Genomic DNA, 24,839 nt, shown 5'->3' with positions numbered 1-24,839 from the left:
AATGAAAATCTTTTAGAATGGCTCAAGAATTTTAAATAAGATATAATGTAAAGTAGAATGTCTTAATTATCACAAAAGTAATGGTTAGTCATATTCTACTTTACATTATTCTTTACTTTCCATAACCTTTTTTATGTAAAGCTTTACATAACAAAGGGGAACGCATATTTATCACAGCCAAACTGCCTGATTATATCCGTGTGGGCAATGGAGATGACGTAACCGAGCGTTACATTTTCCTAACGACTTCACACGATGGTAGTGGAAGTATCACCGCAGCATTTACACCCATTAGGATTGTCTGTCAAAATACCCTTAATGCTTCATTACGTTCGATGACCAATGTAGTGCGTATCAAACATACTTCGGGGGCAAAACAGCGTATCGAGAACGCCCACAAGATAATGGGACTCGCCAATACACTAAGCAGTCAATTGGAGGGCATATTCAATGAGTGGGCAAAGGTCAAGGTTACTGACAAAGAAGTAAGAAAGCTGATACAATTGGCACTTTGCCCGAACAAGGAAACCCTTGACCTTATCAAAAAAGGTGCACAAGATGAAATCTCCACTGTATTCAAAAACACCGTTGATGATGCTTTTTCCTATGCGATGATAAGCGACACCCAGCAGATGGATACCACAAAAGGCACTTTGTTTGGAGCGTATAATGCGGTCACTGGCTACTATCAGAACGTAAGAAATTACAAGAACGATGAAGCCAAATTGCAGAGTATTGTATTGGGGGGTACCGCACAGCTAAAGTCCCAAAAGGCTTTTGAACTGTGTACTTCATTTGCAACTGACGGTGCGGAAATCCTAAACCTTAATTAATTAACCACGGGCTACCTCCTTAATCAGTGGTAGCCTTTAAATTCAAATTATAAAAAAATTAAAATCATTAGAAGGAGCGAAAAGCAACGCTAAGGGGAAAAGTTTTGAAAAGAAATACAAACACAAGACTTTATATATCATCCATTGTAACCGAACAGGAAATTTCTATGTAGATACCGATAGCTTAATACGAGTTTGGGAACAGCTTTTGGGCTACTAAAACAATGGAGTTTATACGTCAGAAAAAGCACCCTTATAAAGCTATACAGGGATAGTACGAGAAAATAATGAGACTTAATTAACTTGAATGACCTAAAAATAAAAATCATGGTACAGCAAGACGCAGACAATTTTGAATTTGCGGAATATCTCTATAATGAATTTGTAGAGAACCACCGTAAACATGGTAAAGATGCCAGATTGTATTGGTATGTGTTGGGCAGTTATATAAAACTTGGTCTTTCAAAAGAAAATCAGACAGAGGAAAGACAATATGCCCAAAAGCTTTCCAATATAATCGGCGAAGCCGTAAGGGATTGGAATACCCATCTGCTACTCCTTAAAGGAGAGCATGGAGAACAGGAATACAAACAGCGGATGGAGCAATTCATCAAACGCCTTTGGGCGTTAGGGCATGATGAACAAAGTATCATAGAATTAATCATTAAAAAATTAAAATTGAATTATGGCAACGATAACTAATTTTTTCAATCAGATAGCGCAGTTGAATTTTACAGGTAACCTGCAACTGACCATAGCAAAGGGAGCAGAAAACAACCTTATAATATCGATAATGCTTCAAAACGATGGGTGCGCAGATACTGCAAAGAACATCATACCGCCCCTTAGTCTTCGGGGAACAGCCGAAGAACTTGACAACGGTTTTTTTCAGACCATAACTACGCCCATACAGACCGCTTCGGGTTTGATGGTCAATATGGAAGGCTTTATGAAGCAGTTGGAACAAGCCAAAAAGCAATCGGCAATGGAAAAGGAAAAAGCCGACAGGCAGAAGAAAGAACAGGAAGCCAAAGACAAGAAGTTTAATGATGCAATGGCAAAAGCGGACGAACTCGAAAAAGAAAGCAGATTCCGTGAAGCATGGATGAAAGTACCCGAGATGGCGGAGTTTCCCGAAAAGGCGGACGAGATACGCAGACGCAAGACTGCATTGTCCGACAAGTTTGCTACACCGAGCCTTTTCGGGACAATGGAAGAAGTAAAACCCGAGCATTCAAAAGAGGGGCTTTATCCCGATTATTCAGCGGACGAGGTGGAAAAGGAAAAGGAATTAGAGAACGAGGATGAGCAGGAATATTAACCCCAAAATCAGAAACTATGTTATTAGCAACGCAATTGGAACGAGTATTTATACTCAAAGATAAAGGTCAGGACATCAGACTGACCGACCCCGAACCACGTTGGAGCGTGGAAGCTGTAATGAATTTCTATGCCAATACGTACCCAATACTGACCACTGCAAAAGTATCTGCACCGCAAATCAGGGACGATGCAGTGGAGTACAAATTGGAGAGCATAATGGGAACAAAAGGTTAAACCAAAAATCAAAAACGATGAATTATGAAGCGCAACATCATATCGGGAGTTATCAGTCTGCCCGAACAGAAACGGCAACAGCAGTTGCACCGACAATTGGGCGAGTTCGCACAATTGATGCAAAGACCCAAAGATGCAGACGAGGTGCGCAAAGACAAACAGAAAGCCGTACCGATAGCCATGTTACCAATGGTATTCTAAAGTGTACATTTCTGCCCAAACTGAAAACGGCACCATCCGTACAGGCTTGTAAGAAAACAGCAAAACTGGAAAGGGATTTTTATAAGTCCCTCTCAAAACTTTCCGAGCATTATAGCATTGAACCGATGCAGACACAGCTTTACGGCTATCCCTGCAATATCGCTTTGGCGATGTGGGATATGGAAACCCAATTAAAACGAACCCATACCAATTGGGATAGTTTGCGATTGGTACAGGACAGTAACAAAACCTTTTTGGTAAGTGAGGAGCGATACAATACAGGAACTACCCTGTATTATATCCCCATAGTACCGCTCTTTAAAATGCTCCACGACCCGAAGCGGAAAAAGACCGCCCAATTACTTCTGTCGGTTTGCAGTTATCTGTACCATATTGCCGACATTCCGTATTACAGACAGGAAAACACGTACCTCTATTGGATGTATGAAATGATGAACGATTGGGTGGAACAGTACGATGAAACGGACGAAACCGACAGCTGTAAAAGTGAGCTAAGGCAAGCCGAAGAGGTTGGCGATAAGATAGAGCAGAAACTATTCAACCGTATCAATCTGCAATTATTTGAACAGCGTTTAAATAGTTTCAAAAGCCTTGATGCCTTTGACCAGGAATGCAGGCAGATTGCCCGTGATGCCTTTGCCCTTTTTACGGAATATCCCACAGCAGGCATTTTCCGAAATGCCTCCATTTCCGAACAAGACCCCGATAATAATGAGGATGACTATGACTATGAAACCATCGGGATGGAAAAGTACATTTCCTTTATAGCCGATACCAAAGGATGGCTCTATGAAAGCCTTTCCGAGAGCATCAACAATGAATTTAATGAGTACGGGGCAATGGAAGAACCCACCATTTGCAAACATTTTGACGCAAGTGCAATAACAGCGGGAAGCCTTGATTTCGAGAACCGCCTGTTTCCCTTATTGAACGATTTATGCGGTTTATTATATGAATATAAAACGGAATAAAAATGAACAATTTAAACGACATCACCGAGAATTTCGAAACATTGTACCACCCGAAATCCGCTTTGGTTTTTTATGAAACCAAAGGAACTGACACCAATATGTATGTGGAGCATTTTGATATGGACAAAAACGGAAATCCCATCAATGCTCATCCTTTGAGCGTAAAGGAAGCCAGTGTATTGGCAAAGTCATTGCAGAGTGATGAAGAAAAAAGCAAAGCCTTTTTAAAGCCAAAGGGAATTTTGCCGACCAACATTCTGCATATCAATCCGAGCGAAAAAGGAACGGTACTCTGGTACACCAAAGCACAGCAAAGACAATTGTTTTTTGTGAATGGTTTGGACATTTCGAGCGGAATGGCACAAGTTCCGCCAATGGTTTGGTATGCCAATAAAAACAGCCTCTTTGTATTTGCCCTTGCAAGCGAGAGAAGACCCACAGAGAAAACACCATTATATTATGCACCTTTTTTCAATGTCTATGAAAACGGTAACGTATGTATGGGAACGGTAAGTATCGATATCAAAAACTCAGCTTCGGTAGAGGAATTTACTACTGCTTGGGAACATTACTTTTTCAACAGCTATTTCAGCCATTTATTAGGAAATTACAATCCGATAAAAGGAAATTGTGAAACCCTATGCAAAGACCTTATTGGAACAGATAAAACCTTTCCTAAGGAAGTATTAAAACCAAATAACAAAACAATTAAAAACCTGCTCAAATGAACACTGAAAAAATAAAAGTCCATTTTACTGACAATTATCTTATTAATCCCAGCAATCCAATTGCCGTAAATTTAATCGGTGCAGGTGGCACAGGCTCAAAGGTATTGACTGCCCTGATGGAAATGAACCATAGTTTAATTGAACTCGGACACGCAGGATTATCCGTTCGCCTTTGGGATGATGATATAATAACGAATGCCAATTTAGGAAGACAGCGTTTTGCAGAGTGCGAAACAGGATTGTACAAATCCGTTGCTTTAATCAATCGCGTCAACCGCTTTTCAGGCACCAATTGGAAAGCCGAAACGGTAAAATTTGAAAAGGACAAGTTTGGCAGATTACCCGAAAATGTAAGGGCAATTATTACTATTACTTGTGTGGACAACGTACAATCAAGGTTTGGGGTGGCTGAAATTTTAAAAGAAATAAGCAATCGCAGACATCACAGGGATGAGCCAAAATATTGGCTGGACTTTGGCAACAGCCAGCACACAGGGCAAGTCCTGCTATCTACTATCACAGAGATAAAACAGCCCAGTTCAGAGAAATACCAAACGGTGGCAAGCCTGCCAATGGTGACCGATGAATTTGCAGAAGTGCTCAAAGAGTCCGAACAGCAGGACGACACGCCAAGTTGCAGTTTAGCAGAAGCATTGGACAAACAGGATTTGTTTATCAATTCTTCATTGACCCAGATGGGATGCTCATTGCTTTGGGGATTGTTCCGCAACGGAATGACCCGATACAGGGGATTTTTTCACAATCTGAAGGATTTCCGAACCCATCCGATAAAAGTTGGCTGAAAACCAATTTTCGGCGGCAAAAAGACAGACCCTTCCGATGGTCGGGACAGTCTTTTTGCATAAAAGTGGAACAACCACATTGGAAAAATGTACCTTTTCCCATTCCTCATTCCTTACATTTTACCAAAGCGGTTGTGACGTTTTTGGCAGGGATACACATCCCTCAACTAGATTTTGGGCTTCTTTTCTTTCCACATCAGCGGCCAAAGAAAAGCAAAAGAAGGCCGTTTTGGATGTAACCGCTTTTACTTTTTTATTGTTTCGGAATCATAAGAAATATTTGTAAAAAAAATACGTATAAATACCTAATCCTAGGAAAGAAATCTTTTTTAATTTAGAAGAAAAAATTTTGATTGAAAAATAAGATTTAATTTTTTAATCAGACTTAACCTGTTTATTACGTGTGGATTAAAAATAAAAACTTATGAAAAAACTTTTACTCATTTTGTTAACGCTAGTTACTACTACTACTACTTATGTTCATTTAAATGCGGGCAATAATAAGACAACCTACTTTACGTCTTCTTTAGCCATGAAATATAAAAGTAATTTTTCTGATTTAAAGAAAGTGGAAGTAACCCAAACCAATTTTATTGGATCAGATTCAAATCAAACAAGAGAAAATGCTGAAAAATTCTTTGCCTATTCGGGAACCTATAAAACAGGTATAACCGAATTGAATGTTGATGTTGATTTTTATCATTTTCCATTTAATAAAAGTGAAATAGGATTTCATATTTTTCCAAAAAGTAAATATACACAAAACATAAAACCGGTATACAATGCTGGTGTAGGAGTGGTATTTCCATTCTTAGACAAGAAAAAGGATAAATCAACCATCAATGCTGAATTGTATTACAATTTTACGGATATTTTCAATTCCAGAGATTCAAATTATACAGTAATTGAAAGAAACAACGTTGGAGTACGTTTAGTTTTCCCGATAAGTTTTAACTCTAATTAATTTATATTATGGCAAAAAGTACTATTTTAAAAAGCAATGCCTTTACATCTGAGCGTCAATATAAAGCTGTTTGTAAAGAAAAAGATCTTAAATCTGAATGGAGATCGACAAAAAAAGAAGCGATTCAGGATGCTTTGGCACATCAGGGAAATAATAGTTCTCACAGGGTGGAGATATTAGTACAGGAAAAGCAACAGTACATTATAGGTATTTCATAATTTTCTGTTTTAGAATAATGAACGATGGGGGTTAGATTAAAGATTTCTATCATAAAAAGTAAATTATAAAAATGACCTGCTATAATGCAGCAGGTCATTTTATTATAAAGCAATCCTTATTGATTTTATCTATTTATGCTGTTCAATTCAAAACTCACTTGTTTTTCATTTCCAAAATTATCCGAAATCCATACTTCGAAAGACTGGGAAACAGTGGAATTTGAAGTGTAATACAGCCTGAATTGAGCTGTTGGTATCCCGTACAGATCATTGGGCTGGTAAGGCGGTTCATTGTAATACCGCAAGGTTCCCTGCCCGTCAAATTGAAAGTAGCGGATGAAATACTGCGTGCCCGTGTAATTACCCGCTGGCTGTATGGTTAACCTTATTTCCACAGTATCGCCGTTAGCAATGTCTTTAGATATGGGCATCACCTTTACCTCAAAAGGGAAATCATTCTGTATCTCCAATTCGCCCTTATCACAGGACAAGAGTGTAACAGAGCTTATCAGCACTGCCAGTATTAACGGCAGTAATCCTATTGTGAACTTATTAAAAAATGTTTTCATAGTTTTTCGTTTTAAAAATTAAATCTTAATCCCACACCTGCCGATGGCCGGAACTGTTCCAGATCCGTACCCCAAAAGACTTTTGTACGCCCCTGCAGCACTAATACAAATCGGTCTGACAGGTAGGTTTCAATAGTCAAACGTCCACCAACTCCGTAGATAAAATTATCCTCGCTTTGTATTTTTGCTCCGTCATACAAGATAGTTTCACCCCGATTGATGCTTTCATAACCGACTACGCCGGTTATTGCGGCATTGAGGGTAATGTTCATATGAGCATCTCCCAGTAGGAAAAAACTGTACCCGCCCTCGGCGGTATAGGTTTCCTGCGGTATAATGAGGTCTTTATAATCGTGGTATTGGTGCGTATATTCCAACGACCACAGCTGGTAATGACCATTTTTGCCGTTTACGGTCATACCGATATTGAGGTAATAATCATTGCCAATTTTATCATTGGATAACACACCTGCATTTACTTCCAGTCCTTTTTGTTTTGCCAGCATGCGTTGTGCCTGTGCTATTGTGATGCCCATCAAAATAAGCATTACAGTATAGATATATTTTTTCATTTTATTTTGTCGTTTAATGGATTACTAAAATTTCAGGTGCATATCATTAATGAGTCGCGCTTTTATCAGATCCGAATTTTCAACCTGAAGTACCTGATGCCTGCCACCGTTTTTCTCGAAAACCTCGATCTGCAGAATCTTGTCATCGGCAATGGTAAACTGGTCCATTAGGAAAACGTTTTGTTCGCTTGCTTTTGCGCCAATCTCATCCAGCGGCTTATAGGTTCGAAGTGGTATCAGTGATCTTTCCTGTATCACGGTGCGTTTGGCTATTTTTTTATCCGCCACTTTGAAATTGATAAAATCAATCTGGAAAGGAACATTGGTGCGGTTTTCCAGCTGGGTATGGAAATAGTATTTACCGTTATGGATGTAAATTCCTTTAAGGATAAACTGAATACCAAAACTTTTCGCCCCGATATGCTTTACAAAACGTGTGTCCTTTTTATAGATGGTTTCCAGCAGCAGTACTGCCAGAGATGGCGAATTATTGCCCAGCTCTTCAAAAAGCGCATCGTTTGTTGCAGATTTATCTACTGCTTTTTGCATTGTCAAAAGGCTGTAGCTTAATGTCTCGGGAGAGAGATTATAATACACGTTGAAACTGTAAAAGCGGCCGTCATCGGTAATCACCGAAAAATTGGTTTCAGCTTCAAATTCCCTTACCGATGCTTTTACACGAAGCACATTTTCTGCATCTTCAGCCTTTGCGGCAATCAGGTATTCACTTCCGAGATCCACATAACGGATGGCAGTGGGGAAAATCAGATGGGAAGTCTTATCATAAGTTACTTCCATCTGATAGGGTTGTATAGCGCCCATAGTAAGTGGCGATTGTACAGCATCCTGTGCCATAGAGGACACAATAGAGCCGATCATTAAGGCAAAAGCCCAAAAGATTTTTAAATGATTTTTCATTATGTAATTGATTTTAAGTTTACTATTATTTTTTATTTTTTGAAACAAGAAAAACCTGATGCCCAGATTTTAGGGTAACTTTCGGTGTCCTTACTTTTTTGGAGAAGTAACCGGAAATCCCCTGAACCACTCCTTTGCTCATCTCTGCGGCTATCTGCTGTCCTGCCGATTGGGTCAGCATGAGGCTTGTTCCTGATTGCTGGCTCATATTGCCGGCCATTTCGCTAAGGGCGTTCATTTCCGGTGAATACGGCACGGGCAAGCCCTGCTGTCCGTCAAGGTCATAGATGGTGATTTCGACAGGGATGACAGTACCGTCCACTTCTATGGAAGTAACTTTTAGCTGTAAACGCCCTGTCTGAATCTTAGCCGCGGACGTTAAGATGGTACCTTTGGGAATGATACGGCCAGAAGTCTGGGCAGGTTCCAATAAACGCAGCTGTACCAAGCTTTCACCGATAATGGTCTGTGTTTGCTGTACACAGGCTTTGATGCTGTTCTTTGGCTTTACCACTTGCTTGGACGAACCAGCCGTATAAAAACTGCGGTTTCTGGCGCCGCTCCATTCTGCCAAAAAAGTACTATCACTGGGTTCGCGGTACAGCGATGATACTGGGCTTTTTCCTGCTGGGACGAGCGGTGCAAAATTTCCTTCCTGTATAGCCGCAGGAGTAACAGTACTAGTGCTATTGCTGTTTGGGACCTGATTGGTAACGGTTCCTGAGGGTAGGTACTTGGCAGCCATCTGATAGGATTTCTCCATGAGTGCCAGTTGGTCAGTTGTCGTTACTCCGGCGGGTATTTCCTTTTCAGCCAGCTTTTCCTTTAGCTCATCGAGCTGCCTGCGGAGTTCCTGTGTTTCGCTGTTATCGTCCTTATAAAAAGAACTTAATGTACTTTGTGCGTTGCGATAGCTGTTGAGTGCCGGGTTGCCGGATTTTCCAGTACCGACGCCAGTTCCATTGTCTGGGTCTTCTTCATCAGGTACTGCTGTTGAGTTATCGGCTGAACTGCCCTCGTTCCAATAGTCCGACAGCGTGGTAAGGGCACTCTGTTTTTCCTGGTCTTTCTCTTCCAGCATCTCCTGTTCGTAGGCCTTTTGCTTGTCTGCCTGCATTATTGCATCACTTGCCTGCGGTACGGCATCGTTGAGTCCGATGTTTTCGATTTCTTTTTCCGAGGAAGACGGTTTAAATATCAGGTACATACAGCCTAAAAATAGGATGCCCATTAAAACGAATACCAGTGGTTTTTTAAGCCGTTCCTGCTTGCTTTTTTGATCATCAGCAAGATTGGATGTGTTGTTCTGGCCCCCTTCTTCAATAAGAAGGCTGACCTTTTTTTCATTTTCCTTCATAATTTTTATTTTTTAGAATTGTGATCAAACTGTCCCCTAAAGTCGGAGGACTTTCTTTCTTTTTCAGGGCAGGGTTTTCAATATGCCTGATCTCCATATCATTATCGGATCCCGCCGTATCGAGTACTGTTTTAAAAATGACCCCTGCAGTAATCAGTACATATCCTGCAAAAAAGTATAGTGTACAGCTGTGTTGTTTTTCTACTGGCAGTGCTTTCCAGCGATGATCCAACCTGTCAAACCACTCGCTCATATTGGTTCTTAGATTTTTCATAATCATATTGTTTTCTAGCTATAGTTTGAAATGCCTGCGGGCTGACACAGTTTCCTGCTCAATAACATCACTAACCATAGCAATTGCTTCACTCGCTTTTGGCATAGTATCTACTGAAAGATTTTCTAATTTCGATTGCTTTAACAGTTGGCCGAACTGGTCTTTTTGGGTTATTTCCATTTTTTGAAGCTCGAAATTTCCGTTTTCATGTTTCACCCGCATACGGCATTCAATTCTCGGGTGTTCATCACCTGTCCATTTAAGATAGCCTATGAGCGTAAATTCGCTGTTAGAAAAAACTTCCTTTCCTTTTTGGCAGCTTTCCAGATAGTCACTGATACTTTCTTTTAACCTGCCGGGATGTGCAGACTGCGTATGGAAATAGCCGTTATAGCCTTTATCCGAAAGGCTTTTTGAGAATGTTTCTAAATCAATTATCTGTTTCATGTCTTTTTAATTTAGCGTTTAACGACCTCAATATCCCTGTTCTCTGTCACGGCGAACTTTTCGATATTGAAGCCTTGCGGGTTATTGTCCGAACGAACGGAGTTTACCAGAAAACAGGACGTAACCAGGTTACGTTTTGTCACGTTGCTCGAACGGATAATGAACTGTTTGGCATAGGTATGTACTGAATAGGGATAGGTCTCAAAGCTGCAGGACACACTGTCTATTTCGATGCGCTGCTGCACATTGCCCGATATAATACGGTTATAGTATCCTTTTTCCGAAAGGTCTTTGTAATAGTCAAAGGCACTTTTATCGGCAAGATTAAATGCCCTTTTCATATTGCTTTCAATCGCGTTTTTATCCGGAGCAAGTGTAAAGAAGAGTTCATGGAACCGCCTTACGTGTTCTCGTGCTTCGACGGGACGGTTGATTGAGGCATCCTGAGCGAGTGCCAGCATGAGTGATTTCCCATTGTCCAGTACATAAATTTTCTGTCTCTGCTGCTCGGCAAAACTGTAGGACTTCCATACCGCATATCCTGCAACACCTGTGCAGAGCACAGCAAACACAATAGCATACAGGCGTATCTGCCTGAAACTGTTTTCGATATTTCTTAGCGTTTTAAATTCCATTTTCTTGAATAATTAGTTGTTTTATTTGTTTATCAGCCTGCCACCGATATTTCCAACTGCCGAACCCGCTCCGGCTCCGGCAATATTTCCGGATTTCATTGCCGTTTGGTTTACGTTGCGGGTAAAGTTTCCAGCACCGCCGGCTTGGATGATCCAGCCTGTCACCGTAGGAATAGTGAAGTAGCCCACAATACCGATAATCATAAAGATGATATAAATACTGTTTGAGGTATCGGGAATGAAAGTCGGATCGGCTAGCATTTCAATATCCCTTTCAACAATCAGCGATTGTATCTTGGCAAGCATCGAACTGAACAGGTCTGCTACCGGAAGCCATAAATAAACGCTGACGTATCGGCTGAACCACTGCGTGAGTGTCGATTGAAACCCATCCCATACCGATATGGCAAATGCTATTGGTCCGAGTATGGACAGTACAATCAGGAAAAAAGTTCGAATGGTGTCGATCACGAGTGCTGCTGCCTGAAAAAGTATTTCCAGCAGATTGCGAAACCATTCCTTTATTGCTTTCTCTATCCTATAAGCCTCCCTGTCCATATACAGTCCTGCCATTGTCCCGACATCGGCAGGCGACCAGCCTAATTCATCGAGTTTTTTGTCAAATTCTTCGTTTGACACCAAATAGGCAGTTTCCGGGTTGCGGAGCATTGCTTCGCGGTCGAGCTGGTCTTTTTTTGCCTGCAGCTCGTTCAGGTCAAGCACTTGGTCTTCGAGGATGGAGTGGGTACCTGTAACCACGGGACTTAAGACCGCATTGATGGTTCCCAGTACAATGGTGGGAAAAAACATGATACAAAGCCCTAAAGCAAATGGGCGGAGCAGCGGGTAAACATCAATGGGCTCTGCACGGCTGAGTGCCTGCCAAACTTTTAATGCCACATAAAACAAGGCTCCAAGACCAGCCACCCCTTTAGCCACTGCCGCCATATCGGCGGACAGCGGGAGCATCTCATCATACAAAGAGCGCAATACCTGATGAAGGTTATTAAATTCCATGGCTTACCAGTATTTTTGGTTTGGTGTTCCATAGAGTTCCAGTACTCTTTTTGTATTGTGCTGCTTCTTTGCCCTTAGAATGCTTACCGAAATATTCTTATTGGTATAGTAGCGCACCAGGCTATGGTATTCTTTGACTTCTTTGTACACACGGTCAATAATATCCATGCGCTCTTTGTCATTAAGGGACAGGCTGGAGGAATTTACAATCTGTTTGAGTTCTTTCAGCAGCTCGGTACTCTCTCCCAGAAGTGCCGAATAGCCATTGGCAATAGCAGCCAGTTCCTGGGCGGAAAAATTGGGGTCATTCATCATTTTGCCAAAATTCTTTACATACATTTCCGATACATCACCCACCAGCAGGACGGTCTGCTGCACTTTGCGCGCATCTTTCACCAGATTGTTTACCGCTTGGAGTTTGTCGTAATATTCTTTGCCCTGCTTGTATACCTTTTCCACTTCCTTGAAATTTTTTACGACATTCGACACCGTGTTAGAGGTCTGTACTATTTCATTGGCGCTGTTGAGAATACCTGATGCCAGATTTGCCGGATCGGTAACTACAAATTGGGCTTTTACAGAAGGTGCTCCGGCAAGCATAAGTGCCGTATACACCAAAAACGTTAATTTTTTCATTGTTTTTGATTTTAAAATTTGTTACTAATTATTTGTTTTTTTGTCACGCCTTGCCATTGCAATGCGTTTGATGGCGAGTTCTACATTGCCGTCCAGTTCTGCAGCAAGGTTCATCACTTCCAGTTTTTCAGTTTCTTCGGTGGTGTAGGCATAATACTCTTCAAGGCTGACCTCTGTGGCATATACCGCCGAGTGTGTACCGCCGAGACCTATCCATACTTCCTTGTAAAGCCTTGAAGGATCGTTATTCATATTGATAGAAAGTACCTGCGCCTTTTCTTTGTCAGTCAGGCCCAGCATGGCCTGTATATCATCAAACTTGTTCATGTACTTGCGCTGGTCCAGCAGGATCTTACAGTCGGAATTGTTGATAATACTTTCCTTGACAATCGGTGACTGAATGATATCATCGACTTCCTGAGTCACTACAATCGCTTCTCCAAAAAATTTGCGCACAGTCTTAAATAAATAGCGGATATATTCTGCCATTCCTTCTTTGGCTATCGCTTTCCAGGCTTCTTCAATCAATATCAGTTTGCGTATCCCTTTTAGTCTTCGCATTTTATTGATGAATACCTCCATAATGATGATGGTCACTATTGGGAAGAGTATTTTATGATCCTTGATGGCATCAATCTCAAAAACGATAAAACGTTTGGACAATAAATCAAGCTGTTGTTCGGAATTCAGCAGGTAATCGTATTCACCGCCTTTGTAGTAAGGCTCCAGTACATTGAGAAAATTGGCAATATCAAAATCTTTTTCCCTTACCTGTTTTTCTACGAGTACTTTGCGGTAATCAGTGCGTACATAATCATAAAAGCCATTAAATGAAGGTTTTGCTGTTTCCTGTTTGATTCGCTCGATATAACCGCTTACTGCATTGGACAGCGCTACCTCTTCCGAGCGGGTTGGCGGTTCATCATCCCTTTTCCAAAGCGTAAGGATTAGAGTTTTGACACTTTCTCTTTTTTCAATATCAAATACCCCGTCATCGGTATAGAAAGGATTAAAGGCAATCGGATTGTCTTCCGTATAAGTAAAGTACACGCCGTCTTCCCCCTTGGTTTTACTTTTAATAAGCTCGCATAATCCCTGATAACTGTTTCCGGTATCTACCAAAAGCACGTGGGCTCCCTGTTCGTAATACTGCCGTACCATGTGGTTGGTAAAGAAAGATTTCCCGCTTCCTGATGGGCCCAATATGAATTTGTTACGGTTGGTAATAATTCCTTTTTTCATCGGCAGATCGGAAATATCCAAATGGATGGGATTTCCGGTCAGACGATCTGACATTTTGATTCCGAAAGGCGATAGTGAATTTTGATAATTGGTTTCTTCTGTGAAAAAGCATAAAGCAGGCTCGATGAAAGTATAGAAACTTTCCTCACTTGGAAAATCACCGGAATTACCAGGAATACCAGCCCAGTACAAGGTTGCTGTATCGGTAGTGTTGTGTCTTGGTTTACATTCCATGAGTGCCAGTGCACTCCCGGTATCGTTTCTTACTTGTTTTAATTCCCCGGGGTCATCCGACCATGCCATCACATTGAAATGCGCTCTTATAGAAGAAAGTCCGAAGGAATGTGCCTCGTTCAGGTAACGCTCAATCCACTCTTTGTTTATCTGGTTACTTCGGCTATAGCGGGCCAGGGAATGCATATTCCTTGCGGACTTCTCAAATTTTCTAAGGTTCTCATCACTGTTATCCAGAAACAGGTATTGGTTGTAAATATGATTGCAGTTCAATAACAATCCTACCGGAGCCGCAAACGAAAGCCGGCAGTCGCTTCGGTCTGTGGAAAGCTTTTCATAACGGGTATCTGCCGATACTGTACCAGGCAGATCGTCTGTGTCGGACAAGGTGTGCAGACATAGTCTTTTGTTCCCGATTCGCACCTCTTCAGCACCCAGGACAATGTCCTGCATCGGTGTTCCGGCTTCTCTTGAGAGGGTGAAGTATTGCTCTAGTAATCCCTGTTTTTCATCTGTCCCGACTATTTCTTCTTCACTCAGCCTTGTAAGTTTTACAAATCCGGAATCGTTAAGAATTCTTTCAAATTGCGATACGGCTTCCATAAAACGATGAATGGTTTCTTTATCGCTAATTTCTTTTGGTATTAAAGTGCCCTTGCATAAGGAAGAGAAATTACTCTGGGTGCGCATTCTTTCTTTAGTGGTTTTGGTCAAAAAGAGATAACAGTAATGATTCAAAAATGGGCGCTCATTAAAATGCTGCTGATAGGATTTCCCTAAAAAACTTATTTCTTCCTGATCCATTTTTGAAGCATAGTCTTCTTTAATAAACCAATCCTGCTTGTGTACCACTGTAAAATCTGGCAGTGTTTTAATTGCTTTATGCCAGGCGGAGTGAATGGCTTCATATTCCGCAGAAGCTGCTGTGAAAAGCTCGGGTAAATGCACCTGAAAACAAGCCGTTATATCAGCATCTTTAGAAAGGATGCAATGGTTTTCTACCGCCAGTAAAGGAAACTTATTTTCGAGTGTGGCGGCTTTTGAGGTATTTCTCATAGCGGTTTGGTTTTTACTGATGAAACATAGCGGTAGATGGGCTTGCGACAAATAATGTATCGTGGGTGCCTTTTTTTTGCGCCCGCTTTCATGAGACCATGTTCTCCATACTTTTTATTCAGCGAGAAAGTCTTCCAGATAATAAGTGATGCGCCGCCGATACCAAGCCCTAAACAGATATAGGAACTCATCCCAATGATATACAGGATCATCACCAGGACAAGAATACCCAGCAGGCCGCCTGCAAAAATGAATAGATACTGCGCTTTGAGTCCTTTAAATTCCACTGTATTTCCAATCCCTTTATTGATATTGTAATTGTTCATATATCAGTTTTTAAAGGAAGAAAGAGCGAAGAATCGTAGCCGCTACAATAAGGAAGATACAGGCACCAAACCAGCTTGCGGCCGTCTTACTGGTATCTGGATCGCCGCTGCTGAATTTGTTGTACACCTTAACACCTCCGATTAGACCAACTACAGCCCCAATAGCATAGATGAGCTGAGTTGCCGGATCAAAATAAGAGGTGACCATCTGAGTTGCTTCATTAATACCTGCTGTACCGTTGCCTTGTGCCAACGCACCGAAGCCTGTCAGAATTATCATTGTTGCCAACAGGTTTTTTTTTCTTTGTTTTTCCATAATTAAACACGTTAAATTGTTACTCTTTTCCCGCACTTAGCGAGTTTAGAGACAAAGATGTTATAGAATTTCATGTGTTTTAAGAAAGTGGCTATGAGTGGAATTGTTTGGCGCTGATGGGCGCTTACAATGAAGAAAAGTATTATATTAGTCGATTGTATATAATTGCTTTGTGTCTTAAAAATTAGAATAATGTCAAATAATTTAGTCGCATATTCAAGAGCAGGTGATGTATTTCATTACAGATGGGCAGCAAGGCGTTGTTTAGGATTGATTTATCCTAACGCCTCGTTACGCAGCATTGTAATTGAAGGATCCAAGGAAAATGAAAAGGCAGGCGAGTATGTCATAGATGTCTCAGAATACTATGAAGAGTTAAATGACAAAAAACACGTCAAGTATTATCAATTAAAACATACAACAGTTCAAAAAGATGTTCCGTTTGTTTTAAGTGATTTAAAAGATACTATTGAAGGCTTTTCAAAGAGATTTTCTCAGCATTTGCAGAAGAAGAATGCTCTTGCTTTCTCGTTTAATGTAGTTACCAACAGACCGATTGAAAATTCTTTTAAACAAAATATAATTTTCCTGGCACAGGACAAGAAGGTTCCCAACAGGTTTAAAACAACTATTGAAAAATACACCGGACTTACCTCCAGTGAACTATCTCAGTTCTGCCAACTTTTAGAATTTAAAGATGGTGAAGGAGACTACAATATTCAAAAGGATGATCTCAAATTAGAAATTGCGCAGCTTATAGCTGGAGCCGTTGATAATGCACAAATTGAAAGTATTGTTGCCCTTGTACAGGAAAGAGTTTTACCGGACTCTGATGGAACAATTACACGTGAGGATATTTTAAAGCGTTTTGGGATATACTATGAAAAAGATCTATTTCCGGCTCCTGCTATATGGGAGACTGCTGAAAATATTATTGAAAGAGAGCAACACGGGGAGCTTATCACGAATGTTTCAAATTCCCTATATGCTACAATAGTGCATGCTCCTGGGGGTGTTGGTAAATCCATATTCTGTAGGCAGCTAGTGAATTCACTACCTTCAGATTCAGTGGGTATAGCTTATGATTGTTTTGGAGCTGGACGCTATAGAAATCGTAGTGAACCCCGGCACAGGCATAGAGATGCGTTGGTACAAATCGTAAATGAACTTGCTGTAAAAGGGTTATGCGATCCATTACTTGTACAAGATACTTCTCAGGATAGCGATATTATGAAGAAGTTCTTATGGCGTATTGAATCGGCCTTAAAAATCTTAAGGCAGACAAGTAAATCTGCCATGCTATTTATTTTAATTGATGCGGCTGATAATGCAGAAATGGCAGCCCAGGAATATAGTCATCCTTGTTTTGCCAAGGAATTGCTTCGTGAGGATATGCCAGATGGATGTAAGCTTATTCTGTTATGCAGGACAGAACGTATTGAATTATTAAAGCCACCTTCTAAAATTGAGCAGCTCAAATTAGAAGGATTTTCTAAAACTGAGACATTCATAAATTTAAAGAGATGGTTCCCAGAAGCTGATGAGAAAGACGCCGAGGAATTTCACCGCTTAACAAGCGGGAATCCACGTGTACAAGCAAATGCGTTAAGTGTCAATACTTCATCTGTTTATGAATTACTAAGTCGTTTAGGCCCTTCAGTAATTACTGTTGAAGAGCAGATTGAGATGCAATTAAGTACAGCTGTATTGGCAATAAAAGATTCCCTATCAGATTCTTTCCAAGAACAAATAGAAGCTATATGTTTAGGATTAGCTAGTTTACCACCACATATTCCAATAGAGATTTTAGCAAAGACATCGACTGTAACCATTGAGACAATAAAAAGTTTTGTAGCCGATATTGGCCGCTCATTGTGGTTGTCAGATGAATCTGTACAGTTCAGAGATGAGCCAACGGAAACGTGGTTTAGAAAAACTTTCTTAGCAAAGAAAGAAAATTTTGAAACCTATATAAATATATTGGAACCTTTAGCCAATCATTATACTTATGTGGCTGAGGTTCTGCCGAACATGTATCTTCAAGCGGAGAAATATGAAAAACTAATTGAAATAGTACTCTCGGATAGTTATTTACCGGAAGATAATCCCATTGATGCAAGAAACGTACGTGTTTACAGGTTGCAATTTGCTTTTCGTGCGGCACTAAGGGCAAAAAAATACAATGATGCGATTCAGATTGCGATGCGGGCTGGTGAAGAAATGGCTGGTAACCAAAGGCAGATAGAACTTTTTCAGACCAATATTGATCTGCTTGTTGCGTTGCAGGACAAACAAAAAATTCAGGATATTGCATTTAAACGTTTATTGAAAGGAAGATGGAATGGTTCAGAGAATGCTTATACCGCTTCATTACTGTCAGGAATTGATGAATACAAAGGAGAAGCCAGAGGGTATTTAAGGGCTGCTGTAAACTGGATGCAAATTTACTTTGAAGAACTTAAGATAAGTGATAAGCAACGTCCTGAAAACGAAGTCACAAAAGAAGATGTTTTAGAATTAGCATATGCATTTTTCAACATCGAAGGAGTAGCTGATTGTGTTAATTTTCTAAACAGATTTACATCCAAAGAGTTTGTTTTCAATGTGATGCAGAATCTGACAAAAAGACTTATTGATATTGGAAATTTTGAAGCTGTTAATAGTTTTTTGGCAGCCTGTACCAAAAAGCCATATTGTACAGTAGCAATTGTAAGTGAACTGTTTAAAATTGGCATATTTCCAGAAAAGAAATTCATTGAAACTTGTTTAAAACTAATGACAGGTTCAAAGTCCCGAATTAAAAAGCCAAAACAATATTACAATAGTGAAAATATAATTTCAGCAATAGTTTCCTTTATAGAAGCTTGTTTATACAGAAATCTATCTTACGAACTGATTTTAAATGTATTACGGTATTATGTTTCTGAAAAGGCACCACAGATGGTGCATAGCAGACATCAATCTGCAGAGCGTACTATTTATTTAAAAGCGCTGGCAGTCAGAAGTTTGATAGATGGAACGCCGGAATTAGATATTGATGCTATCTTACCTCAAGAACTTGCTAAAAAAAAGGAAAAGAAGAACTATGATCGTGATAATGAGATTAACGAATTCAAAGAAATAATCGGTGGCTTATTTCCTTTGTATTTTTTAAGAGCTAAAGTAATAAGCTCCCATCATTTCAATATCCAAGAGGAAGTAAAAAATGCGAAAGAAAAATCAGGTAAAGCCAGATCGAATAGATATCAATCTCATGATAGCTTACCCTACGAGATTACTTCGCTCTGGTCATCCATTTTAATATTATATAACAAAGGAAATAAAGAAGAAATTAGTTGGTTGTATGATTCCTGTCTTAAGGATAATAAATCTTTGTGGATTCCTGTTGAACTGAACACAGTCAGGGCAGCTTTTAGATTGCCGCATTTATATTTTATCAAAGAGAGCCTTGAAGAACGGGCTTATTACCGTATTAAAAGTATTAATGACGGTACTCCGGAGGAAGCGGCAGAAAAATATATATGTCTTAGTCGTGCTGTATTGAACACCGCATCAGATGATGCTGGTATTTATTTTGAAGAAGCCGTAAATATTGTCTCTAAATTTGGTGATGAGATAGTCAGGAGATGGGAAGCTTTTATATCTCTTAGTGAAGAGACATGTATCGAAAATAATATCTCAAATGAATTGGCTTACCGGTTTATTAGATGTGCCGAAGTTGTTGGCGAATACGTAGATCGTGAAAAGTATTGGGATAGAAGTGAAGCAATTGCTGTTTGTGCTAAAATGTCCAGTGGAACAGCAATTGCTGCATTAAGTCGGTGGAGAGAAAGGAATATTGGAAGGTTTGAGTACCAGTTAGAAGCCTTGATGATTGAAATGGTTGGATCGAGTAAAATTTCTCCTTCATTGGGATGGACTATGTCACGATTCTTTTCACATCATCAAAAGGAGCACTTTCTTTCAATCTGCTTAGAAAAGGAATCTGATTTAGAATTAAAGCAGAAAATATTTGCCGACGTCGTCTGTCTTCTTCAAAGAGAAGGAACTACAGCAGAATATTGGAAAAAAATTAGAGATATAGGACACATTCAGAATATTCAAAATGATATATTAGAGAGTATATTGGTTAGCCATAAAAAAAATGAAAAATTAATATTATTACAAGATAAAAAAGAGAAAGATATTTTTAAATTCGATCAGAAAGGCTCTGATATAAATTGGGAAGATGTATTTGGGGATTTGAATATTCTGAATGCTACTGATTTTGAAAAGTGCCTTCATTCCTTTTATGTGATCTCAGATAAAAAAATTTACAGGACTACTAAAATATTTTGGAAAGAAGGTTTAAAAAGATTAGACAAAAAAGATGTTGTGAAATTTATCGATCTAGTACTTGAATCTGAATTAGACCGTTATGAAGTAAATTCATTTTTCGCTTCCCTTCCGAATGAAATAAAGAATAAGGTTAGTTTTAAGAAAAATTGGCCCAATCTGGTCAGGCAGCTAGGAAGAAAGTATGCTCAGGAATTGTCGGCTCCATATTCCATTAAATCCTATGCATTAGAACTTGATCTAAATCCTGATGAAATAGATAAACTAAAAGAAGGGATATTTGAAGGCTTGGCAAATGGATATGAGTTTTCCAATGCAGAAATATTCTTTGGCTTTGTAACTATTGCTTCTCCTTTAATAGACGCTGTACAAGCAGGAGATCTTCTTGATTTTGCCATATCAAGATTTGAACTGCATATTGAGACAGGTTTTGGTGATGGGCAATGGAATAATTGGCTTAACACATCTATGGATGTCAATAATCAAATAGCAGGTTTCATTTGGTCCGCACTTGGATCTCCAAGGTCGGCTGAGCGATGGAATGCTGCCCATTGTGTACGAATGCTGGCTGAGTTTAATTGTATTAAGGTTATTGAAGAACTGTTTAAATGGATGCAACATGATAAAACCGATGCTTTTGGCAGTTGCGAATTCCCTTTTTATAATCTTCATGCACGGCAGTATTTATTAATCGCTATAGCGAGAATATCTCTTGATAAACCTGATTTATTGATTCCTTTTAAGGATGTATTTGTTCATTATTCCATAGGAGAACCTCATATACTGATCCAAAAAATTTCAGCTGAAATAGCAGCTAATCTTTCAGTTTATTTAGAAGATATCTACGATGAGGAAACGTTAATTAAAATAAATGCTGTTGGTAAAAGTAAATTGCCCGTTTTGAAAGTGAGCGATAATGAGAGAATAGAAAGCCCTTGGCATATCAATAATGAAGTTGCCACTGAATATGATTTTTATTTTGGATTGGATTTCGACAGCTACTGGTTTGAACCGTTGGGTGAAGTATTTGGTATACCTTGGAAACAAGCACAAGATATCGCTGCTGACGTACTCATTAAGGAATGGAGTATAAAAGAAGAGAATGGATATGATAAAGATCCTCGTGTTTCTTTATGGAATAAATACTCCAATGAACGGGAAACATGGCATGATCACGGAAATTATCCAAGAACAGACAATCTTGATTTTTATTTGTCTTATCATTCGATGATGGTTGCAGCCGCAAAGCTTCTTGAAAAAATGCCCGTGGTTTTAAAAGAAGATTGGGAAGATAATCAATTAGAGGAATGGATTTCAGATCATTCACTAACTAGTACTAATGGTAGATGGCTCTCTGATTATCGTGATGCTGTTCCATTAGACAGGCCTAAATGGATTTCTCAAAATATGAATGATAACTGGAGGAAAGATATGCCGGAAGAATCCTTCTACGAAGCATTACTCGTTGTAAATGGGGATAATGATGATCCGTGGCTTAATGTTAAAGGAGGGTGGACAGAAAAGGATGGAGAAAGAACTGAAAGTTTTTCAATTACCTCTGCTTTAGTTTCTAAATATACTTCCAATGCATTAATGAGAGCACTAGAAACCTGCAGTGATCCTCACGATTATAAACTTCCTGACTATAAAGAAAGAAGAATGGAAATAAAATCAGATCCTTTCGAACTTAAGGGGTGGCTTATGAATGAAACTGCTTCAAAGGGATTAGATGAATATGATCCTTATGCGGATAATGTAGACTATCCTTCTTATTTAATAGGGGACGAATTTATAAACAAGTTAAATTTGTCTAGAGAAAGTGAAGGGAAAAGCTGGTATTTGCCAACATCATCTTATCCTGATTTGAAATGCGAAATATGGAGCAGTCATAGGGGAATGGAGAGGGATGAGAATCCAGATCAAAGTGGTAAACGATTGAAAGCATCATTACATTTTTTAAAACATCTATGTTCAACTTTTAATTGTGATTTATTACTGGAAGTTGAAATAAAAAGGGATATTACCTATAAATATAGAAGAAGTGAGGAGAAGTACGAATATTTAAAACCTAAACACAAACTATTTATACTATCATCGAATGGAGAACTTAGAACTACAGAAAAAAATTATAAACTTAGGTAAACTTTTTGTTAAGGAGCTTAAATTAGAACCAGGGGTTGACACTTTTTCGCGTTGGATGGCTCATTTTATTGCTGAAAAAATAGTTATTGCTGAAGAATCAGAAGGAAGTGTAAAACAAGCTGCTGAAAAAGAGTGTTTTGAAGTAATATTAAAATTATGGGAGCACCGACGGTCTCTTCCGTCAGGAAGAAGACCTTTAGAAAGTTTTGAACCGATTTTAGCCACATTATCTAAATTAAATCCTGATAATGAGGAGCCTTATTTTTTTAATCCTTTCCAAAATAGAGACCTAACGGAATTAAAAACTGATATTTCAGATTTCAATTCTGTAGAAGCCTGGTTAAATATTGTAACAGAAATTGATAAGACATCCAGAATTTGGATTGAATATGCTTTAACTCAGGCAACAAATAATGCTAAAAATGAAAAGACAAAAGAATGGATTGAAAGTACGATAAACCTGCCAAATGATAATATTGAGGTAACCATAGTCAATTCTTTAGTGGAAGAACGTCCATTTTTTGATTTTGAAGATGACGATCAAGATGATTTTTCAAAAAAATATAATACTGAGAGATTAAAAAAAAGGGTTTCTGAACTCAAAAAATACTCAGAGTTAAATACATTTTTATTAGCTAAATATGAAGATGAACTAAAAAAATTAAGCAGCACAAAATAATGATATTTATTAGTCAAAATAATAATTTAATGTCCTTAACAAGATATGGAAAGAGTCTATACAAAGTCCCCAATGTCAAACTCCCCCAAATCATTTTTCCGCAAAGTGGAAGAACTGGCATCAATTTCAGAGGAAAGGCTCTCATCCAATAGCTCAGCTTTTATAGAGTTTTCTAGCGGTCTGAATATTAGCTATTTGTGGTTTTTAAGCGGAAATTGAGTATGAAAAGTACCAACCTTTTACTGTTTAGCATTTTTCGATTTACATTTTGCGTCCTTTTTGTTTACTTTGTTTTGGCTGGATTGACAGTTGTTTTTCGGTAGCTTTTTTTAGCCTCTTTTCTGTTTTAAGGTTGCTTTTAATTAAATCGACTAGAAACGTTTTTTCCCACGGAACATTCTTTGCAGTAAACTGCAATTTTAATCCTTGCTTTACCAGTCCGTGGCTAATATCCAATCCATATTTCCGATTCCAACCTATCCTGTCCAATAATCTTTCAGATGGAAATTCAACAGCTATTAAATCCTTTGGATATGCTTTTATACTGTTATAATCAGGCTCCTGGAATTCATGCGTTTTTGGGTTGTATGGAATGGTATAGGTTCTTTTATCTCCGTCATAGTAGCTTTCGATATCGGAAAATACAATGCCTTGTGAAAGGAAATCATCTTTGGGTCTTAGCTTGTCCATTCGTACATCAACATAAAAAGTATGCCCTGCAATTTCTATAGTGGGCAGCAGTCCCTTATTTATACGTAAATCAAAAGCTTTCTGATCCACCATTATTTCAAAGTCGGTCATATGGCCGATAGCATCAGGCGAGCAATTGTACTTCCTGCATATACCCAATGGATCCATATCGGAAATTCTGGGTATTCTGACAGTTGTAAAGATTTCATTTGCTATGTCGGATGCATCTATTCCGTAGGTCGTCTTTGATTCGTCAAGACGTTTGGAATTTCTATCATATACAAATTCATAATGTGTACCGCAATCTTTCATATCCTCCAGCAGTACTCTGTAGTCAGGTCTTACTTTTTCAAACAAAGCCATTTGGTCGATGTCGAACAGGTATTGTGTTCCCTCAATTTCAATTTCGGGCAGTTCTCTTTCCATAATTCCTTCTTTTTATAGAATGACAAAGGGAAGTCTAAAGAAACTCCCCAATATCAAAATCACTCAAATCATTTTTCCGCAAAATAGAAGAACCGGAATCAGCTTCAGAAGAAAGGCTTCCCTCCAATAGCGTAGCTATCTTTCGGGAAGCACCTTCCATGGAATTTTCCAGCAGGCTGAATAATTCGGTTCCCTGTATTTTCTGAACGATGGCGGCCGCTGTTTCCTTTTGGGATGGCTCCAATTTTTCTTTTTGGAGCAGCATCGCCACGGAGCTTAGTTCTTCGAAGGTAACCCCCTGGGCAAAACCGTCATTCCCTGCCGATATCCCATACCTGTTCCATTCTTCTTCCTCTTCCTCAAAATCAGGCATTCTACTGAATACTTCGTCCAGTTCTTCTTGCGGAATTTGAATACCGACGTTTTCGTTTTCGTCGTATTCAATGTCTAAATTATCAGGATTTAACTCCAGTTCCTGAATCTGGTGCTCAGTGTCATTCTTTGGCACTGAATGGCTTCTCATAGGTCTAGGCTGCCCCATAATTTCGGGAAGATTTGGATTTGTCTTTTCCTCTGTTGGGTTTTGCTCCTTCCTTTTCTTAATAATAATTTTATCCTGTACCAACAGGGTAATAATGATAAGCAGGCATATCACAATGATTGTTTCCATAA

General features: G+C 39.2%; 24 protein-coding genes and 1 pseudogene. 11 read left to right on the top strand and 14 right to left on the bottom strand.

From position 1 onward, the window contains the following. Window positions 1–152 precede the first annotated feature (152 nt). The 9 genes and pseudogenes from D0817_RS06700 to D0817_RS06655 all read left to right on the top strand — a co-directional run. Window positions 153–833: pseudogene (locus D0817_RS06700) on the top strand (DUF932 domain-containing protein); the annotation flags it as partial. Window positions 834–1,160: 327 nt separating this feature from the next. Further along, a complete protein-coding gene (locus D0817_RS06690; protein WP_127337628.1) occupies window positions 1,161–1,535 on the top strand; it encodes a hypothetical protein in 375 nt (124 codons plus the stop codon). Further along, the gene (locus tag D0817_RS06685; protein WP_127337627.1) at window positions 1,519–2,154 is read left to right on the top strand and encodes a PRTRC system protein E; all 636 of its coding nucleotides are present in this window, start codon (window positions 1,519–1,521) and stop codon (window positions 2,152–2,154) included. Before D0817_RS06690 ends, D0817_RS06685 begins: the two co-directional genes overlap by 17 nt. Before the next feature lie 17 nt (window positions 2,155–2,171). Beyond that, complete coding sequence (locus D0817_RS06680) at window positions 2,172–2,390, top strand: PRTRC system protein C (RefSeq protein ID WP_127337626.1); 219 nt, start codon at window positions 2,172–2,174, stop codon at window positions 2,388–2,390. A 17-nt stretch (window positions 2,391–2,407) separates the two neighbouring features. Next, on the top strand, window positions 2,408–3,583 hold the full coding sequence (locus tag D0817_RS06675) for a hypothetical protein (protein ID WP_127337625.1): 1,176 nt from the start codon (window positions 2,408–2,410) through the stop codon (window positions 3,581–3,583). Between the two features lie 2 nt (window positions 3,584–3,585). Then, window positions 3,586–4,311 carry a PRTRC system protein B gene (locus D0817_RS06670; RefSeq protein ID WP_127337624.1) on the top strand — a complete coding sequence of 242 codons (726 nt, stop codon included), beginning with the start codon at window positions 3,586–3,588 and terminating at the stop codon, window positions 4,309–4,311. Further along, window positions 4,308–5,114 (top strand): PRTRC system ThiF family protein, encoded by an 807-nt coding sequence (locus D0817_RS06665; protein ID WP_127337623.1) that lies wholly within the window; start codon window positions 4,308–4,310, stop codon window positions 5,112–5,114. Before D0817_RS06670 ends, D0817_RS06665 begins: the two co-directional genes overlap by 4 nt. Window positions 5,115–5,538: 424 nt before the next feature. Beyond that, window positions 5,539–6,078: a hypothetical protein gene (locus D0817_RS06660; RefSeq protein WP_127337622.1), complete on the top strand. Its 540-nt coding sequence runs from the start codon at window positions 5,539–5,541 to the stop codon at window positions 6,076–6,078. An 8-nt stretch (window positions 6,079–6,086) separates the two neighbouring features. Then, window positions 6,087–6,296, top strand: a complete 210-nt coding sequence (locus D0817_RS06655; RefSeq protein ID WP_127337621.1) for a hypothetical protein — start codon at window positions 6,087–6,089, stop codon at window positions 6,294–6,296. Between the two features lie 125 nt (window positions 6,297–6,421). On the opposite strand, the gene D0817_RS06650 is transcribed toward D0817_RS06655, so the two are convergent. Genes D0817_RS06650 through D0817_RS06595 form a run of 12 tightly spaced genes read right to left on the bottom strand, consistent with a single transcriptional unit; the run spans window position 6,422 to window position 15,895 of the window. Further along, a complete protein-coding gene (locus tag D0817_RS06650; protein WP_127337620.1) occupies window positions 6,422–6,865 on the bottom strand; it encodes a DUF3872 domain-containing protein in 444 nt (147 codons plus the stop codon). Window positions 6,866–6,876: 11 nt separating this feature from the next. Beyond that, on the bottom strand, window positions 6,877–7,437 hold the full coding sequence (locus D0817_RS06645) for a conjugal transfer protein TraO (RefSeq protein ID WP_127337619.1): 561 nt from the start codon (window positions 7,435–7,437) through the stop codon (window positions 6,877–6,879). A gap of 24 nt (window positions 7,438–7,461) precedes the next feature. Continuing rightward, window positions 7,462–8,355, bottom strand: a complete 894-nt coding sequence (traN, locus tag D0817_RS06640) for a conjugative transposon protein TraN (RefSeq protein ID WP_127337618.1) — start codon at window positions 8,353–8,355, stop codon at window positions 7,462–7,464. A gap of 25 nt (window positions 8,356–8,380) precedes the next feature. Beyond that, window positions 8,381–9,712 (bottom strand): conjugative transposon protein TraM, encoded by a 1,332-nt coding sequence (gene traM / locus D0817_RS06635; RefSeq protein WP_127337617.1) that lies wholly within the window; start codon window positions 9,710–9,712, stop codon window positions 8,381–8,383. Continuing rightward, window positions 9,699–9,986 carry a nitrogen regulatory IIA protein gene (locus D0817_RS06630; RefSeq protein ID WP_127337616.1) on the bottom strand — a complete coding sequence of 96 codons (288 nt, stop codon included), beginning with the start codon at window positions 9,984–9,986 and terminating at the stop codon, window positions 9,699–9,701. The genes traM and D0817_RS06630 overlap by 14 nt, the downstream gene beginning before the upstream one ends. Before the next feature lie 18 nt (window positions 9,987–10,004). Then, window positions 10,005–10,433, bottom strand: coding sequence for a hypothetical protein (locus tag D0817_RS06625; RefSeq protein ID WP_127337615.1), 429 nt, complete (start codon window positions 10,431–10,433; stop codon window positions 10,005–10,007). 11 nt (window positions 10,434–10,444) lie between these two features. Then, window positions 10,445–11,068, bottom strand: coding sequence for a conjugative transposon protein TraK (gene traK / locus D0817_RS06620; protein WP_127337614.1), 624 nt, complete (start codon window positions 11,066–11,068; stop codon window positions 10,445–10,447). Between the two features lie 21 nt (window positions 11,069–11,089). Further along, window positions 11,090–12,085, bottom strand: coding sequence for a conjugative transposon protein TraJ (gene traJ / locus D0817_RS06615; RefSeq protein ID WP_127337613.1), 996 nt, complete (start codon window positions 12,083–12,085; stop codon window positions 11,090–11,092). Window positions 12,086–12,088: 3 nt separating this feature from the next. Beyond that, window positions 12,089–12,721: a DUF4141 domain-containing protein gene (locus tag D0817_RS06610; RefSeq protein ID WP_127337612.1), complete on the bottom strand. Its 633-nt coding sequence runs from the start codon at window positions 12,719–12,721 to the stop codon at window positions 12,089–12,091. A gap of 24 nt (window positions 12,722–12,745) precedes the next feature. Further along, window positions 12,746–15,253: a TraG family conjugative transposon ATPase gene (locus D0817_RS06605; protein WP_127337611.1), complete on the bottom strand. Its 2,508-nt coding sequence runs from the start codon at window positions 15,251–15,253 to the stop codon at window positions 12,746–12,748. Next, the gene (locus D0817_RS06600; protein WP_127337610.1) at window positions 15,250–15,579 is read right to left on the bottom strand and encodes a DUF4133 domain-containing protein; all 330 of its coding nucleotides are present in this window, start codon (window positions 15,577–15,579) and stop codon (window positions 15,250–15,252) included. Before D0817_RS06600 ends, D0817_RS06605 begins: the two co-directional genes overlap by 4 nt. Before the next feature lie 10 nt (window positions 15,580–15,589). Continuing rightward, window positions 15,590–15,895 (bottom strand): DUF4134 domain-containing protein, encoded by a 306-nt coding sequence (locus D0817_RS06595; RefSeq protein WP_127337609.1) that lies wholly within the window; start codon window positions 15,893–15,895, stop codon window positions 15,590–15,592. A gap of 192 nt (window positions 15,896–16,087) precedes the next feature. Here D0817_RS06595 and D0817_RS06590 point away from each other — a divergent pair, with 192 nt between their 5' ends. Together D0817_RS06590 and D0817_RS06585 are read left to right on the top strand one after the other, a co-directional pair. After that, on the top strand, window positions 16,088–22,372 hold the full coding sequence (locus D0817_RS06590) for a P-loop domain-containing protein (protein ID WP_127337608.1): 6,285 nt from the start codon (window positions 16,088–16,090) through the stop codon (window positions 22,370–22,372). Then, window positions 22,329–23,051: a hypothetical protein gene (locus tag D0817_RS06585; protein ID WP_127337607.1), complete on the top strand. Its 723-nt coding sequence runs from the start codon at window positions 22,329–22,331 to the stop codon at window positions 23,049–23,051. The genes D0817_RS06590 and D0817_RS06585 overlap by 44 nt, the downstream gene beginning before the upstream one ends. 261 nt (window positions 23,052–23,312) lie before the next feature. On the opposite strand, the gene D0817_RS06575 is transcribed toward D0817_RS06585, so the two are convergent. Together D0817_RS06575 and D0817_RS06570 are read right to left on the bottom strand one after the other, a co-directional pair. Next, window positions 23,313–24,167 carry a hypothetical protein gene (locus D0817_RS06575; RefSeq protein ID WP_127337606.1) on the bottom strand — a complete coding sequence of 285 codons (855 nt, stop codon included), beginning with the start codon at window positions 24,165–24,167 and terminating at the stop codon, window positions 23,313–23,315. 34 nt (window positions 24,168–24,201) lie between these two features. Next, window positions 24,202–24,837 (bottom strand): conjugal transfer protein TraD, encoded by a 636-nt coding sequence (locus tag D0817_RS06570; RefSeq protein ID WP_127337605.1) that lies wholly within the window; start codon window positions 24,835–24,837, stop codon window positions 24,202–24,204. Window positions 24,838–24,839 lie beyond the last annotated feature (2 nt).

The organism is Flavobacterium cupreum, assembly GCF_003996965.1.
Lineage (GTDB): Bacteria > Bacteroidota > Bacteroidia > Flavobacteriales > Flavobacteriaceae > Flavobacterium > Flavobacterium cupreum.
Note: the sequence above shows the minus strand (reverse complement) of the source record. Positions and strands in the feature narration are given on the sequence as shown.